At 67.7% G+C, this 12,981-nt stretch carries 12 protein-coding genes; 10 read left to right on the top strand and 2 right to left on the bottom strand.

Going from position 1 to position 12,981, the window contains the following annotated elements; translation table 11 throughout:
* Nucleotides 1–5: 5 nt before the first annotated feature.
* Nucleotides 6–539: a TlpA family protein disulfide reductase gene (locus BVG12_RS05030; protein ID WP_075791460.1), complete on the bottom strand. Its 534-nt coding sequence runs from the start codon at nucleotides 537–539 to the stop codon at nucleotides 6–8.
* Nucleotides 540–681: 142 nt separating this feature from the next.
* Here BVG12_RS05030 and BVG12_RS05025 point away from each other — a divergent pair, with 142 nt between their 5' ends.
* The 7 genes from BVG12_RS05025 (at nucleotide 682) to BVG12_RS04995 (ending at nucleotide 9,235) form a co-directional block, all read left to right on the top strand.
* The gene (locus BVG12_RS05025) at nucleotides 682–1,014 is read left to right on the top strand and encodes a DMT family transporter (protein ID WP_075791459.1); all 333 of its coding nucleotides are present in this window, start codon (nucleotides 682–684) and stop codon (nucleotides 1,012–1,014) included.
* Between the two features lie 67 nt (nucleotides 1,015–1,081).
* A complete protein-coding gene (locus BVG12_RS05020; RefSeq protein WP_083684582.1) occupies nucleotides 1,082–2,878 on the top strand; it encodes a family 43 glycosylhydrolase in 1,797 nt (598 codons plus the stop codon).
* 101 nt (nucleotides 2,879–2,979) lie between these two features.
* Nucleotides 2,980–4,989: a glycoside hydrolase family 2 protein gene (locus BVG12_RS05015; RefSeq protein ID WP_229503807.1), complete on the top strand. Its 2,010-nt coding sequence runs from the start codon at nucleotides 2,980–2,982 to the stop codon at nucleotides 4,987–4,989.
* Between the two features lie 72 nt (nucleotides 4,990–5,061).
* Complete coding sequence (locus BVG12_RS05010; protein ID WP_229503806.1) at nucleotides 5,062–6,369, top strand: extracellular solute-binding protein; 1,308 nt, start codon at nucleotides 5,062–5,064, stop codon at nucleotides 6,367–6,369.
* A gap of 7 nt (nucleotides 6,370–6,376) precedes the next feature.
* Complete coding sequence (locus BVG12_RS05005; protein ID WP_075791457.1) at nucleotides 6,377–7,282, top strand: carbohydrate ABC transporter permease; 906 nt, start codon at nucleotides 6,377–6,379, stop codon at nucleotides 7,280–7,282.
* Complete coding sequence (locus BVG12_RS05000) at nucleotides 7,279–8,103, top strand: carbohydrate ABC transporter permease (protein WP_075791456.1); 825 nt, start codon at nucleotides 7,279–7,281, stop codon at nucleotides 8,101–8,103. Before BVG12_RS05005 ends, BVG12_RS05000 begins: the two co-directional genes overlap by 4 nt.
* A 16-nt stretch (nucleotides 8,104–8,119) precedes the next feature.
* On the top strand, nucleotides 8,120–9,235 hold the full coding sequence (locus tag BVG12_RS04995; RefSeq protein WP_075791455.1) for an ABC transporter ATP-binding protein: 1,116 nt from the start codon (nucleotides 8,120–8,122) through the stop codon (nucleotides 9,233–9,235).
* A 141-nt stretch (nucleotides 9,236–9,376) separates the two neighbouring features.
* Here the strand turns inward: BVG12_RS04995 and BVG12_RS04990 are convergent, their stop codons facing one another.
* Entirely contained in the window at nucleotides 9,377–9,829 is a 453-nt protein-coding gene (locus BVG12_RS04990; protein WP_075791454.1) for an ester cyclase, read from the bottom strand.
* A gap of 85 nt (nucleotides 9,830–9,914) precedes the next feature.
* On the opposite strand from BVG12_RS04990, the gene soxR reads away from it, so the two are divergent.
* From soxR to cysC, 3 genes are all read left to right on the top strand, one after another.
* Nucleotides 9,915–10,367, top strand: a complete 453-nt coding sequence (gene soxR / locus BVG12_RS04985; RefSeq protein ID WP_075791453.1) for a redox-sensitive transcriptional activator SoxR — start codon at nucleotides 9,915–9,917, stop codon at nucleotides 10,365–10,367.
* Nucleotides 10,368–10,543: 176 nt separating this feature from the next.
* Nucleotides 10,544–12,250, top strand: a complete 1,707-nt coding sequence (locus BVG12_RS04980) for a methyl-accepting chemotaxis protein (protein ID WP_075791452.1) — start codon at nucleotides 10,544–10,546, stop codon at nucleotides 12,248–12,250.
* A gap of 84 nt (nucleotides 12,251–12,334) precedes the next feature.
* Complete coding sequence (gene cysC / locus BVG12_RS04975) at nucleotides 12,335–12,979, top strand: adenylyl-sulfate kinase (protein WP_075791451.1); 645 nt, start codon at nucleotides 12,335–12,337, stop codon at nucleotides 12,977–12,979.
* Nucleotides 12,980–12,981 lie beyond the last annotated feature (2 nt).

Genomic DNA, 12,981 nt, shown 5'->3' with positions numbered 1-12,981 from the left:
GGTCTCTAGTCTCGTTTGTTCGTTCGTTTCGTCTGCGGTTCGGCCAGCAGGCCGTCGATGGCGGCGCGCAGCCGGGTGTCGTCGGCCGGAATCTCGCCCACCGTGCGCCAGCGCGCGCGGCCCGCGCGGTCGACGAGGATCGTCGTCGGCATCACGCCCGGCGTCCAGCGCTTGAACGCCTCGCCCGTGCGATCGCGCAGCACGGGATACGGCAGCGGATGGGCGGTCGTGAAACGTTCGATCGTGTCCAGCGGTTCCTTGTAATTCACGCCGACGACCGCGACGCCGTCGCGCCCGGCCAGCGCACCCAGCACGGGCAATTCGTCGACGCAGGGTCCGCACCAGGTGGCCCAGAAATTCACGACGACGATCTTGCCGCGCAGCCTTGCGAGAGCCCACGGCTGGCCGTCCAGGCCCGTGAGTTGGAGGGCCGGCGTCGGTTGGGCTGCGGTCCAGGGGCGCAAGGTCGCGTCCTTCGCTTCGGCCACGCCCGTGCTCAACAGTGCGCTGGCCAGGATTGCGGCCGTGCGGATGGACATCCTGATATGCATCGTATGCGTGCGGATCTCGAAGCGGAAACAGGCGTCATGATACCAGAGCGCACGTTCCGGTGCCCGGGGCAGGCAGTTCCAGTTGGCACGAAGCGACGGCCATGTTCATAATCCGGGGCAAGGAGATCAAATGAATAACTGGATTTGCTTGGGCATCGCCATTTTGTCGGAAACCGTCGCCACCACGGCGCTGAAGGCCAGCGCCGGCTTCACCCGACCCGGGCCCGCCGCCGTCGTCGTCGTCGGCTACGGCCTCGCGTTCTATTTTCTGTCGCTCACGCTGCGCACGATCCCGCTCGGGGTCGCGTATGCGGTCTGGTCGGGCGTCGGCATCGTCCTGATCACGGCGGCCGGCTGGATCTTGTACGAGCAAAAACTCGACGGGGCCGCGCTGGCCGGCATCGCGCTGATCCTCGCCGGCGTGCTCGTGATGAATCTGTTCTCGAAGACGGCCGGACACTGATCGTCAACCGTGCAGCCCGCCGGAGCGGCTTGGGGTAAGCTCGGCGCCAAAAATCGAGGAGGGGACGATGGGATTGCGACGGAATCTCGGGACGCTGGCCGTCACGCTCTGGCTGGCCGCGACGGCATGGGCCGCGCCGACCTATCGTAACCCGCTGCCCGTCCAGCTGGCGAACGGCGAGCCCGCCCAGAACTGCGCCGACCCGGCCGTGCTGCGCGACCCGCGCGCGAAAATACCGACGTGGTATCTGTATTGTACGAGCGACCCCGTCAGCAAGAACGAGCGGCCGCAGGACGGCGAGAAGGGCCGGTGGCACTTCCACATGATCGCCATCTACCGCTCGACGGACCTCGTGCACTGGAACTATGTGGGCGACGCGTTCGCCGACCGCCCGGCCGGCCTGGCGGCGCCGACATCCGGCCTGTGGGCCCCGGAACCGGAATACATGGACGGCCATTACTTCCTGTATTTCACGGTGACGGACGTGGCCGACGCGCACAGTCCGCAAGCCGGCTGTGACAAGGACAGCGCCATCGGCGTGGCCGTGGCCGAGAGTCCGGCCGGGCCTTGGGTCCCGGCGGCGACGCCGGTCGTGCCGCCGCGCCGCGCCGGGCCGGGCTGCGATTTCCAGTGGACGTTCGATCCCAAGGTCGTCGAGGACGGCGGCCGCAAATGGATTTATTACGGCAGCTACGGCGGCGGCGTGTGGGTGCAGCCGTTGCGCCGCGACGGCCTGGCCGCCGAGGGCACGCCGCGCAAGGTGGGCGCCGCCGGGCGCTACGAAGGCGCGGAAGTCGTCAAGCATGGCGGGTGGTGGTATCTGTTCGCCTCCACGACGGATTGCTGCAACGGCCCCCTGACGGGTTACGCCGTGTACGCGGGCCGGGCGCGGACGCCGGCCGGGCCGTTCCTCGACCGCCTCGGCCAGGACATGGCGGCGAGCCGCGCGGGCGGCACCCCTGTCTTGTTCCAGAACGGCAACCGCTGGGTCGGCGTGGGCCACAACACCGTCTTTCCCGACGCGGCCGGGCAGTGGTGGACGATCTACCACGGCATCGACGTGAAGGAACCGTTCTTCAGCGCGCGCGACAAGCTGACGCGGCGCCTCGCGCTGCTTGACCGCATCGACTGGGTGGACGGCTGGCCCGTGGCCCGCGGGGCCCCCAGCGACGAGCCGCGTCCCGCGCCGTCCACGACCATGGATGCGCATCCGCGCCTGCCGGCCCTCGCGCCGCCGCCGGCGGAACCGGCGCGGCCGCTGTGGACGGATACGTTCGCCGGCACGAAGCTGGACGAGCGCTGGACGTGGCTGCGCCCGCCCGCCGCGGACGCCTGGTCGCCCGGCCCGCGGGGCCTGACGCTGGCGACGGCGGCCGCCGACCTGCACGTGGACACGAACACGGCGAGCGTCCTGCAGGCGCCGCTGCCCGATGGCGACTACCGGATCGAGGCCGTGGTGAAGCTCGACGTCCCGGACGATTGCTGCGCCACCGCCGTGCAGGCCGGTTTCGTGGTGATGCGCGACGACGACAATTACGTGAAGCTGGTCGAGATGGCGCACGGCGGCCTGCACCAGGTCGAATTCGCGAAAGAACTGGCGCCCGTGCCGGCGGACTATCCGCGCTATGGCAACACGGTCGTGGGCACGCCGGGCGCGACGACGTGGCTGCGGCTCGATGTCCACCGGGTCGGGGGGGAAGAACGTTATACGGCATATTCGAGCCGCGACGGCCAGGTGTGGGTCGGCGGCGGGACGTGGACGCACCGCCTCGGCCGCGAGGCGCGCCTGGGCCTGGTGGCCATGGGCGGCGCCGGACATCGCGCGGTGTTCGGGCGGGTGTCCGTGTCCCGCTTGTCTCACTGACGCGACGCCTTTGTAAGCGCTTTGTAACGGCGCGTGAAAGCCCTTGCCAGCGCGATCGACGGCTCATAGAGTAGGTCGTAAGCAGAAGAAGGAGCGCAAACGTGGAATATCCCCGCCCACAATTGCGGCGCGCCGCCTGGCGCAGCCTCGACGGCCCCTGGCAGGCCATGCTCGACGATGCCGCGGCGTATGTCGACCCGGCCGAGGTGCCATTCGACCGCACGATCGTCGTCCCGTATCCACCCGAAGCGCGCGCCAGCGGCCTGCACGACCGCGGCTTCCGCCGGCGCATCTGGTACAAGCGCCAGATTTCGCTGGACCCCGGCCTCGTCCCGGGGCCCGAGGAACGGCTGATGCTGCACTTCGGCGCCGTCAACTACCGCGCCCGCGTCTGGGTCAACGGCCGCTTCGCCGTCGAGCACCGCGGCGGCCACAGCCCGTTTTCGCTCGACGTCACGCGCCACCTGGACGGCTCGATCCTGGAGATCGCCGTGCAGGCCGAGGACGACCCGCAGGACATGCACAAGGCGCGCGGCAAGATGGATTGGGAGGCGGAGCCGCACAAGATCTGGTATCCGCGCACGAGCGGCATCTGGCGCACCGTGTGGATCGAAAAAGTCGCGCGCGCCCATGTGGCGCAGCTGCGCTGGACGGCCGACGTCGCCGCCTGGCAGATCCGCCTCGATGCCGACATCGCCCACGTGCCGGCGGGCGGCATGGCCAACGTCACGCTCAAGCTGGGCGAGCGGCTGCTCGTCAACGACCGCTGCCTGCTGACCGGGCCGCGCCTGTCGCGCATCTTCCAGCTGCCCGACCCCGGCATCGACGACGCCCGCGGCCTGTGGATGTGGAGCCCGGAAAGTCCGCAGCTGATCGATGCGGAAATCGAGATCCGTGCGGCCGACGGGACCCTCATCGACAGCGTGCAGAGCTACACGGCGCTGCGCACGGTGAGCGTGGAGGGCGACCGCTTCGTGCTCAACAGCCGGCCTTACTTCCTGCGCATGGTGCTCGACCAGGGTTATTGGCCGGACAGCCTGATGGTGGCGTCGAGCGACCAGCTGCGCCACGACGTCCTGCTCATCAAGCGCCTCGGCTTCAACGGCGTACGCAAGCACCAGAAGTCCGAGGACCCGCGCTGGCTGTACTGGTGCGACGTGCTGGGCCTGTGCGTGTGGGGCGAGATGCCGTCCGCGTACGGTTTTTCCAGCGCGACGATCCACGGCGTGATGGAAGAGTGGAAGGAACTCGTCGAACGCGACATCTCGCACCCGTGCATCGTCGCGTGGGTGCCGACCAATGAATCGTGGGGCGTGCCGGAACTGATGAACGACCGGCGCCAGGTCGACTTCGTGCGCGCCCTGTACCACATGACGCGGGCGCTGGACGGCACGCGGCCCGTCGTCGGCAACGACGGCTGGGAGATGCCGTGCGGGGACCTCGTCTGCGTGCACGACTACGAGCAGGACCCGGCCGTGCTGCTGGAACGCTACGGCAGCCGCGACGCCGTCGCCTACACGCTGGAACATGTGCAGCCCGACCGGCGCCGCCTCGTCATCGACGGCTACACGGGGCTGGGCCGTCCGCTGTTCCTGTCCGAATTCGGCGGCATTGCCATGATGAAACCCGGCGAGGAGGCGGGCTGGGGATATTCCGTCGCCAAGGACGGCAAGGAATTGCTGGCCCGTTACCAGCAGCTGATGGCGGCCGTCCACGCCTGCCGGCCGCTGTCCGGCTTCTGCTACACGCAGCTCACCGACACCTTCCTCGAAAAGAACGGCCTGCTGACGGAAGACCGCATTCCGAAAGCACCCATCGAAGCGCTGGCCCAGGCCACGCGCGGGCCGCAGGCGCACCTGCAGGATTGGGTGCTCGACCCGCTCGGCCACAGCCAGCGCTGGCGCGCCAGGCGCGGGCCCGATTTCCCCGTCGAGTGGACGCGCGTCGGAGAAACGGCAGAAGTGCTAGCCTATCCGGGAGAGCGCCAGCCCCCGCAAGCGACGGAGCCGGAAGTGCCGCCGACGGAGCCGGGACCGTCCGCGGGTCCTCCGGGCTTCGAACGGCGCGGGCGGGGCGCTCCCGGAGCGCGCGCCCGGCGTAAAGCCGCCTGACCGCGCTGTAGGGTGGACACAGGGTGCCCACCCTGCGGGTATTGACACTGTGTACAACGACAAGGAGACAACGTGGCGCGACGCGGATTTCCGCGCGCCGCCGCGCTGGTCGCGATCCTGTTCCTCGTGCTGGCGGGCGTAGGCGCGCCCGCGCGGGCGCAGGTCGAAGTCAGGATGTGGACGCTGCTCTCGGGCGGCGACGGCGCGCGCATGCGGGCGCTGGTCGACGACTTCAACGCCAGCCAGCACGACATGCGCGTGGTCAGCACGACCCTCAAGTGGGGCGAACCCTTTTATACGAAGCTGATCACGGCCTCCGTCGTGGGGGCCGGGCCGGACGTGGCGACCATCCACCTGTCGCGCATCGTCAACCTGGCCGGCGGCGGCGTGCTGCGGCCGATCTCGCCCGGCGAGCTGGCGACCGCGGGCCTGCGCGGCGACGACTACCTGCCGCGCCAGTGGGCCAAGGCCCAGTACGAGGGCAGGACGTACGCCGTGCCGCTGGACGTGCACCCGCTCGTCCTGTATTACAACAAGACGCTCGCCGGCAAGGCGGGGCTGCTCGACGCCGACGGCAAACTGAAAGCCATCGAAGGCGTCGACGCGCTGACGGACGCGTTCCGCGCCGCCACGGAACGCACGGGCCGGCGCGGCCTGACGATGGAAAGCAGCCAGAGTTCGTACGCGATCTGGCGTTTGTGGCTGTCGATGCTGGCGCAGCAGAACGTCACGATCATCAGGGACGGCCGCTTCACGTACGGCCCGGCCGGCGCCGCCACGCTGGCGCGGATCGGCGACTGGTTCACGAAGGGTTACGCGCAATCGGGCCTCGACTACCCCGCATCGACGAGCCAGTTCATGGGAGGCAACGCCGCGTTCATGCTGAACGGCGTGTGGGAAGTGCCGGAACTGGTGCGTGCGACGAAGGCGGGCACGCTCGGTTTCGACTACGGCATCGTGCCGCTGCCGCGGCTGTACGCGAACGCGTCGACGTGGGCCGATTCGCACGGATTCGCGCTGCCCGCGAATCCCGGCCACGAGCCGTCGCCGGAAAAAGTGCGGGCCGTGCTGCGCTTCGTGGCGTACGTCAGCAAGCATTCGCTGGGGTGGGCGGAGGGCGGCCACATCCCGGCGTATCGGCCGGTGGCCGAATCCGAGCGGGCGCGCAGCCTGATGCCGAACGCGATGTATGCACAAGCCGCGAACGACGTCGTGTACGACCCGGACGGCTGGTACATGGGGGCGGCGGGGCCGCTGGAAGCGATCGCGTCGAAATTCCTGCCGGCCGCGCTGTACGGCTACCTGACGCCGGCGCAGGCCGTGCACCGGTTCGAGACGGAGGCGGCGCGCCTCGTGCGCAAGCGTCCGCCGCGCTATTGAGGCCCGCATGCAGCGCGACGATACCATCCTTGCTCCCGACACCCGTCCCACGACGGCGAGGGACGACACGCTCCCGGCCTGGCTGTTGCTGGCACCATTCCTCGTGGCCTTCGGCCTGTTTTTCTTCCTGCCTGCGCTGGAAACGTTCTGGCTCAGCCTCACGGAAAGCAGCCTGACGCGCACGAGCGCCTTCGTCGGCCTGGACAACTATCACACCCTGCTGCACGACCCGTCGTTCTGGGACTCGGTCGGCAACACGTTCTACTTTTCTCTGCTGACGGTGATCCCGCTGTGCGCCCTCGGCCTGTTGATGGCCATGCTCGTCGACCGGTTCACCGGCGCGCGGGGCTGGCTGCAGGGCACGTTCTTCCTGCCGTTCGTGCTGCCGATCTCCGTGATGACCCTGATCGCGGACTGGATGCTGCAGCCGTCGTCCGGCGTCGTCAACCACATCCTCGGCGGCCAGCGCGCGTGGCTCGCCGACCCCTACTTGGCGCTGCCGGCCGTCGCCATCGGCACGATCTGGTGGACGGTCGGCTTCAACATGCTGTTGTTCCTCGCCGGCCTGCGCAATATCCCGGCCGAGCTGTACGAAGCGGCCGCGCTGGACGGCGCCCGCGGCTTCACGTTGTTCCGCACGATCACGTGGCCAGCGCTGCGGCCCGTGGTGTCGACCGCCGTGATCCTGCAGCTGATCGCCTCGTTGAAAGTCTTCGGCCAGACCTATATCCTCACGAGCGGCGGTCCGTTCAACACGACCCGCGTCGCACTGCACTATATGTACGAGACGGCGTTCACGCAGAGCGATGCCGGCTATGCGGCGGCCGTCGCGATGGCGTTCGTCGCCATCGTCATCCTGCTGTCGCTGCTGCAGGCGTGGATCGTCAAGTGGCTGGCGGGGAGGGATGCATGAAGGCCTCGTTCTGGACGATTGCCGGCGCGCTGTGCGCCATCCTGCTCGCGGCGTTGTGGGCATTCCCGCTGCTGTGGGCGCTCTCCACGTCGCTGCGGCCGGAGCTGGAGACCGTGTCCGCCAGCTTCCACTGGCTGCCGCAGCACTGGACGCTGGACGCCTACCGCAAGACGCTGGGCGCCGGCAACGTCGTGCGCTGGCTGTTCAACAGCTTCGTCGTCGCGCTGCTGGTGACGGTCGTGACGATGGCGATCAGCCTGACCTCCGCATACGCGTTCTCGCAGCTGCGCTTTCGCGGCCGCGGCATCGTCTTCGGCATCGCCATGCTGGGCTTCCTCCTGCCGTTCGAGGCGCTGCTCGTGCCGCTGTTCCGCACGATGCACCAGCTGGGGCTCGTCAACTCGTATGCCGGCATCGTGCTGCCGCAGGTCGTCTCGCCGGTCGTGATCTATGTGTTCAAGCAGTTCTTCGACGCGATTCCGGCCGACTTCCGCGAAGCCGCCGTGATGGACGGCGCGGGCCCGCTGCGTGTACTGTGGAGCGTGTATCGGCCGATATCCGGCAACATCGTGTGGGCGATGGCGATCGTGACGTTCATCGCGGCGTGGAATAATTTTCTCTGGCCGTTCATCATCGTCACGTCGAACGACATGATGACGATCCCTCTCGGACTGACGCAGACCTACGACGCGTTCGGTGTACGCTATGCGCAGTTGATGGCGGCGGCGGTGCTCGGCGCCTTGCCGGTTGCCCTCGCGTACGTGCTGTTCCAGCGCCGCGTGACGCAGGGCTTCCTCGCGGCGAGCGGATTGAAAGGATAAGGAGCAGGGAGACGTTATGGCATCGGTGAGGCTGCGCGGCATCCGCAAGACGTATGGCGACAACCCCGTCATCAAGGGCGTCGACCTGGACATCGAGGATGGCCAGTTCGTCGTCTTCGTCGGGCCCTCCGGCTGCGGCAAGTCGACGCTGCTGCGCATGATCGCGGGCCTGGAAGACATCACGGACGGCACCCTGGAACTCGGGGGCGTCGTCAGCAATACCGTCGAGCCGGCCCGGCGCGGCATCGCGATGGTGTTCCAGAGCTATGCGCTGTATCCGCACATGACGGTCGCGGAGAACATGGGGTTCGCCCTGAAGCTCGCGAAGGTGCCGAAGCCGGAGATCGCCCAGCGCGTGCGGCACGCGGCGCAGATCCTGCAGATCGATCACCTGCTGGACCGCAAGCCGAAGGCGCTGTCCGGCGGCCAGCGGCAGCGTGTCGCGATCGGCCGCGCCATCGTGCGCAAGCCCGAGGTGTTCCTGTTCGACGAACCGCTGTCGAACCTGGACGCCGCGCTGCGCGCCCAGACGCGCGTCGAACTGGCGCGTCTGCACAAGGAATTGCAGGCCACGATGATCTATGTGACGCACGACCAGGTCGAGGCCATGACGCTGGGGCAGAAGATCGTCGTGTTCAACGGCGGGCGCATCGAGCAGGTCGGCACGCCGCTGGAACTGTACGAGCGGCCGGCCAACCTGTTCGTGGCGGGCTTCCTCGGCTCGCCCCGCATGAACGCCTTTCCCGCGACCCTGGCGGGCCACACGGGCGGCCTCGCGACCGTGCGCGTGCCGGGCGGCGGCATGGCCCAGGTGGCGTCGGACGCGAGCCAGGCCGCGGCCGACGCGCGCCTGACGCTGGGTGTGCGGCCCGAACACCTGCGCCTCGCGACGGACGGGGACACAGGCATTCCGGGCCGCCTGGCGCTCGTCGAATACCTGGGCGACGTGACGCTGGCGTATGTCCAGGTCGACGGCGTGGAGGGCATGGTGTCGGCCAAGTGCCCGCCCGACGTGCCGCTGCCGGCACCGGGGGCGGCCGTGCGGCTGCGTTTCGATCCGGCGCGGGCCTGGCTGTTCGACGAGCACGGGGCGGCGTTGCCGGCGCTGCGGGAGCGGGTGGCGGCTTCCTAGACGCCGTCCCCGGACTGGCCGTCCGCTTTGGCGGGGCCCCATGCTGAGCTCTCGAAGTCGTTTTGCAAAGCACGCCGTAACGCTGCAGATTTACCGAATTCTGGTAGTCAGTATGGGTTCCCGCCTCCGCGGGAACGACGTTCAGATCGGCCGCTGCCCGCTCGCCTCCGCGAACGTGCGCGGCACCGCGCCGATCTGCTGCAGCACGCCCAGCCGATCCGCCTGCAGCCAGGCGCGCACGATCTTCCCGCCGCGGATCTGGTAGATCACATTCCCTTCCTGCGTCACTTCGGCGAGGCTCGGCTTGATGCCGACGAAGCGGCCGCCGTGCACGGCGCGGAAGGTCCAGCGGGCCGCCACCCGGTCCGCTTCGCCGATCAGGTCGTGCAACTCGAAACGCACGCCGGGAAAACCGGTCAGCACGGCTTCAATCGTCGCGCGGAATTCGCGCGGGCCCCGTTCGCCGCGCGCGCCCAGGAAATCGGGCGCGATCAGCGTTTCCAGCCGGTCCAGGTCGCGCCCGTTGATGCAATCCTCGTACAACGTTTTCACCAATGCCTTGTTCGTCTCGATGGTGCTCAGGGTGTCGTTCATGCGGCTCTCCTCGTGGTTGCGTTCACTTGCGTGTCGATGGAAAGCAGTGTAGAACCTCAACTTCACTTGAGGTCAAGGGGGGCGAATGGGAAAACTGGATCCGGCCGACATCGGGCGGCATCTGACGGTGGGGGAGGTCGCACGGCGCGCGGGCGTGGCCGTGTCGGCTCTCCATTTCTATGAATCGAAAGGCTTGATCGCGAGCGTGCGGAGCAGCGGCGGGCAGCGGCGCTATGCGCGCGACGTGCTGCGCCGCGTGGCCGTCATCAAGGTCGCGCAGCGCATCGGCATCCCGCTGGCGGCGATCGGCAACGCGCTGGCATCGCTGCCGGAAGAACGCACGCCCACCAAGGCCGACTGGACCCGGCTCTCCAGTCTGTGGCGGCGCGAGCTCGACGAACGCATCGCGCAGCTGACGCGCCTGCGCGACCAGTTGGACGATTGCATCGGCTGCGGCTGCCTGTCGATCGAGGCGTGCAAGCTGCGCAATCCGCTGGACCAGTTGTCGGAGCAGGGGAGCGGACCGCAGCGCCTCTGAGTGTATGGATGCAACGACAACATAATTACAAAGTTACTGAACAAAATAATTGCCGAAAGGAACTATTAAATTATATGATCAGCTAAATCGAAAAACTCATAAGGAGGTCACATGCTGGGACATTCAGGCAATGGAAGGGCTGCGTTTCCGATAGGTTTTTTTAAGGCGGGCGCCGCATGAACATCAACCAGTTGCGCGTCTCCAGCCGCCTCGGCATCGGTTTCGGCCTGATGTCCGTCCTGCTCGTCGTCGTCTCGGTGCTTGGCCTGAACCGGATGGCATTCATCAAGTCCCAGGCCGACGATATCACCAAGATCAACAACGTCGAGGCCCGCCTGGCTTCGGTGATGGACCTGACGGTCACGGAACGGGCGCTCGCGCTGCGCAATCTCATTCTCCTCGACAGCGCCAACAAGAAGGAAGTCCAGATGGAGATCGATCGCGTCGGCGAACAGTCGAAGAAGTACGCCAACGCCGCGCGGGACCTGGACACCATGTTCTCGTCGATTCCCTCCACGACGGACAAGGAGAAGGAACTGCTGAAGCAGATCGGCGAGCAGGCGGCGCTGGCCGCGTCCTTTTATCCGCGCGCCGTCCAGCTCGCGCTCGACGGCAAGAAGGACGAGGCGTACCAACTGGTGCGTTTCGAATTCCGCCCCGTGCAAAAGAAGTGGTGGGCGCTGCTGCGCGAGCTGGCCGCGTTCGAGCAACAACTGAACGATGTGGCGTTGAGCGATGCGGACAATGCCTATCGATCCGCCCGGACCTTGATGATCACGTTCGGCGTGCTGGCATTGGCGACCGGCGGCCTGGCGGCCTGGCTGATCTCGCGAGGCCTGCTGCGCCAGCTCGGCGGCGAACCGACGGAAGCGGTGCGGGTCGCCGGCCAGATCGCGGCCGGCGACCTGGCGGTCGAGATCGACACCCATCCGCACGATGACTCCAGCCTCATGTATGCCATGCGGTCGATGCGCGACAGCCTGGCGCGTATCGTCAGCCAGGTGCGCACCGGTACCGACACCATCGCGACCGCCTCGGCCCAGATCGCAGCCGGCAACTTGGACCTGTCCGCGCGCACGGAGCAGCAGGCCAGCTCGCTCGAGGAGACCGCGTCGTCGATGGAGGAAATGACGTCGGCCGTCAAGCAGAACGCCGACAATGCGCGTCAGGCGAACAACCTGGCGGTGTCGGCATCCCACGTCGCCGAGAAGGGCGGAAACGTCGTGTCGCAGGTGGTCCACACGATGGGCGCGATCAACCAGTCGGCGCAGAAGATCGTCGAAATCATCGGCGTCATCGACGGCATCGCGTTCCAGACCAATATCCTGGCCCTGAATGCCGCCGTCGAGGCGGCACGGGCCGGCGAACAGGGGCGCGGTTTCGCCGTCGTCGCGACCGAGGTGCGCAACCTTGCCCAGCGTTCCGCGGCGGCCGCCAAGGAAATCAAGGCCCTGATTTCCGACTCGGTCGACAAGGTCGATTCCGGCAACAAACTCGTCGAGGAGGCCGGCGCGACCATGCATGAAGTGGTGGACAGCATCAAGCGCGTGACCGACATCATGTCCGAGATCGTGGCGGCGAGCGACGAGCAGGCGTCGGGCATCGACCAGGTCAACCAGGCCATCACGCAGATGGACACCGTCACCCAGCAGAACGCCTCCCTGGTCGAAGAGGCGGCCGCCGCCGCCCAGTCGATGACGGAGCAGGCCGACCACCTGGCCCACGTGGTCAGTGTATTCCTGCTTTCCGCCGCCGAGCGCGGTGCCGCGCATGGCGTGACGACGCGCGCCGAACCGCCGCTTGCGCCGGTGGTGCGACTGCCGTCCAGCCGCGGCGCCGCGGTGCACCCGGTGCGGCGCAGCGAGCGCAGGAAGGTCGGTTAAGCCGGCCGGACGGTGCCGCGCATCGCGTGGCGATCGACTGAGAAGTTTCTGGCAGCCTGAGATCGGCAATTCACAGGAGTGGTGATGAGCAATGAGGTGGCGGTACACGAGGCAGAAGTGAAGGGCGGGCACGGACTGGCGACGCCGCATATTTACTGGCATCCCGGCAAAGTGACCGCGGTGCATCGGCGGCGGTATTTCGGCCAGGAGCCGGCGACGATCTGGTTGACCGGCTTGTCCGGGGCAGGCAAGTCGACGCTGGCCTACGAACTGGAACATCTGCTGCTGGAGCGGGGACACCCGAGTTTCGTGCTCGACGGCGACAACGTGCGGCACCGTCTCAACCGCGACCTGGGCTTTTCGGCCCACGACCGGCGCGAGAATATCCGCCGTACGGCCGAGGTGGCCCGCCTGATGAACGAAGCCGGCCTGTTCGTCGTGACCGCGTTCATCTCGCCGTTGTGCGCGGACCGCCAGGCGGCGCGCGAGATCATCGGCCCGGACCGCTTCGTGGAGGCCCACGTCAGCACCTCCATGACGGTGTGCGAGGCGCGCGACCCCAAGGGCCTGTATGCGCGCGCGCGCGCCGGCGAGATCGCGAATTTCACCGGCGTGTCCGCGCCCTACGAACCGCCCGAACATCCCGATATCACGGTCGACACAAGCCGGATGTCGATCGAAGAAGCGACGCGCGCGCTGTACGACCACCTTGCCCGGCGCCTGGGGTAGCC

Origin of the sequence: Massilia putida (assembly GCF_001941825.1) — a bacterium.
Lineage (GTDB): Bacteria > Pseudomonadota > Gammaproteobacteria > Burkholderiales > Burkholderiaceae_D > Telluria > Telluria putida.
Note: the sequence above shows the minus strand (reverse complement) of the source record. Positions and strands in the feature narration are given on the sequence as shown.

Coding starts and splice junctions, on each gene's coding strand:
- BVG12_RS05030 (WP_075791460.1), bottom strand. CDS start 539: ATGTCCATCCGCACGGCCGCAATCCTGGCCAGCGCACTGTTGAGCACG.
- BVG12_RS05025 (WP_075791459.1), top strand. CDS start 682: ATGAATAACTGGATTTGCTTGGGCATCGCCATTTTGTCGGAAACCGTC.
- BVG12_RS05020 (WP_083684582.1), top strand. CDS start 1,082: ATGGGATTGCGACGGAATCTCGGGACGCTGGCCGTCACGCTCTGGCTG.
- BVG12_RS05005 (WP_075791457.1), top strand. CDS start 6,377: ATGCAGCGCGACGATACCATCCTTGCTCCCGACACCCGTCCCACGACG.
- BVG12_RS05000 (WP_075791456.1), top strand. CDS start 7,279: ATGAAGGCCTCGTTCTGGACGATTGCCGGCGCGCTGTGCGCCATCCTG.
- BVG12_RS04995 (WP_075791455.1), top strand. CDS start 8,120: ATGGCATCGGTGAGGCTGCGCGGCATCCGCAAGACGTATGGCGACAAC.
- BVG12_RS04990 (WP_075791454.1), bottom strand. CDS start 9,829: ATGAACGACACCCTGAGCACCATCGAGACGAACAAGGCATTGGTGAAA.
- soxR (WP_075791453.1), top strand. CDS start 9,915: ATGGGAAAACTGGATCCGGCCGACATCGGGCGGCATCTGACGGTGGGG.
- BVG12_RS04980 (WP_075791452.1), top strand. CDS start 10,544: ATGAACATCAACCAGTTGCGCGTCTCCAGCCGCCTCGGCATCGGTTTC.
- cysC (WP_075791451.1), top strand. CDS start 12,335: ATGAGCAATGAGGTGGCGGTACACGAGGCAGAAGTGAAGGGCGGGCAC.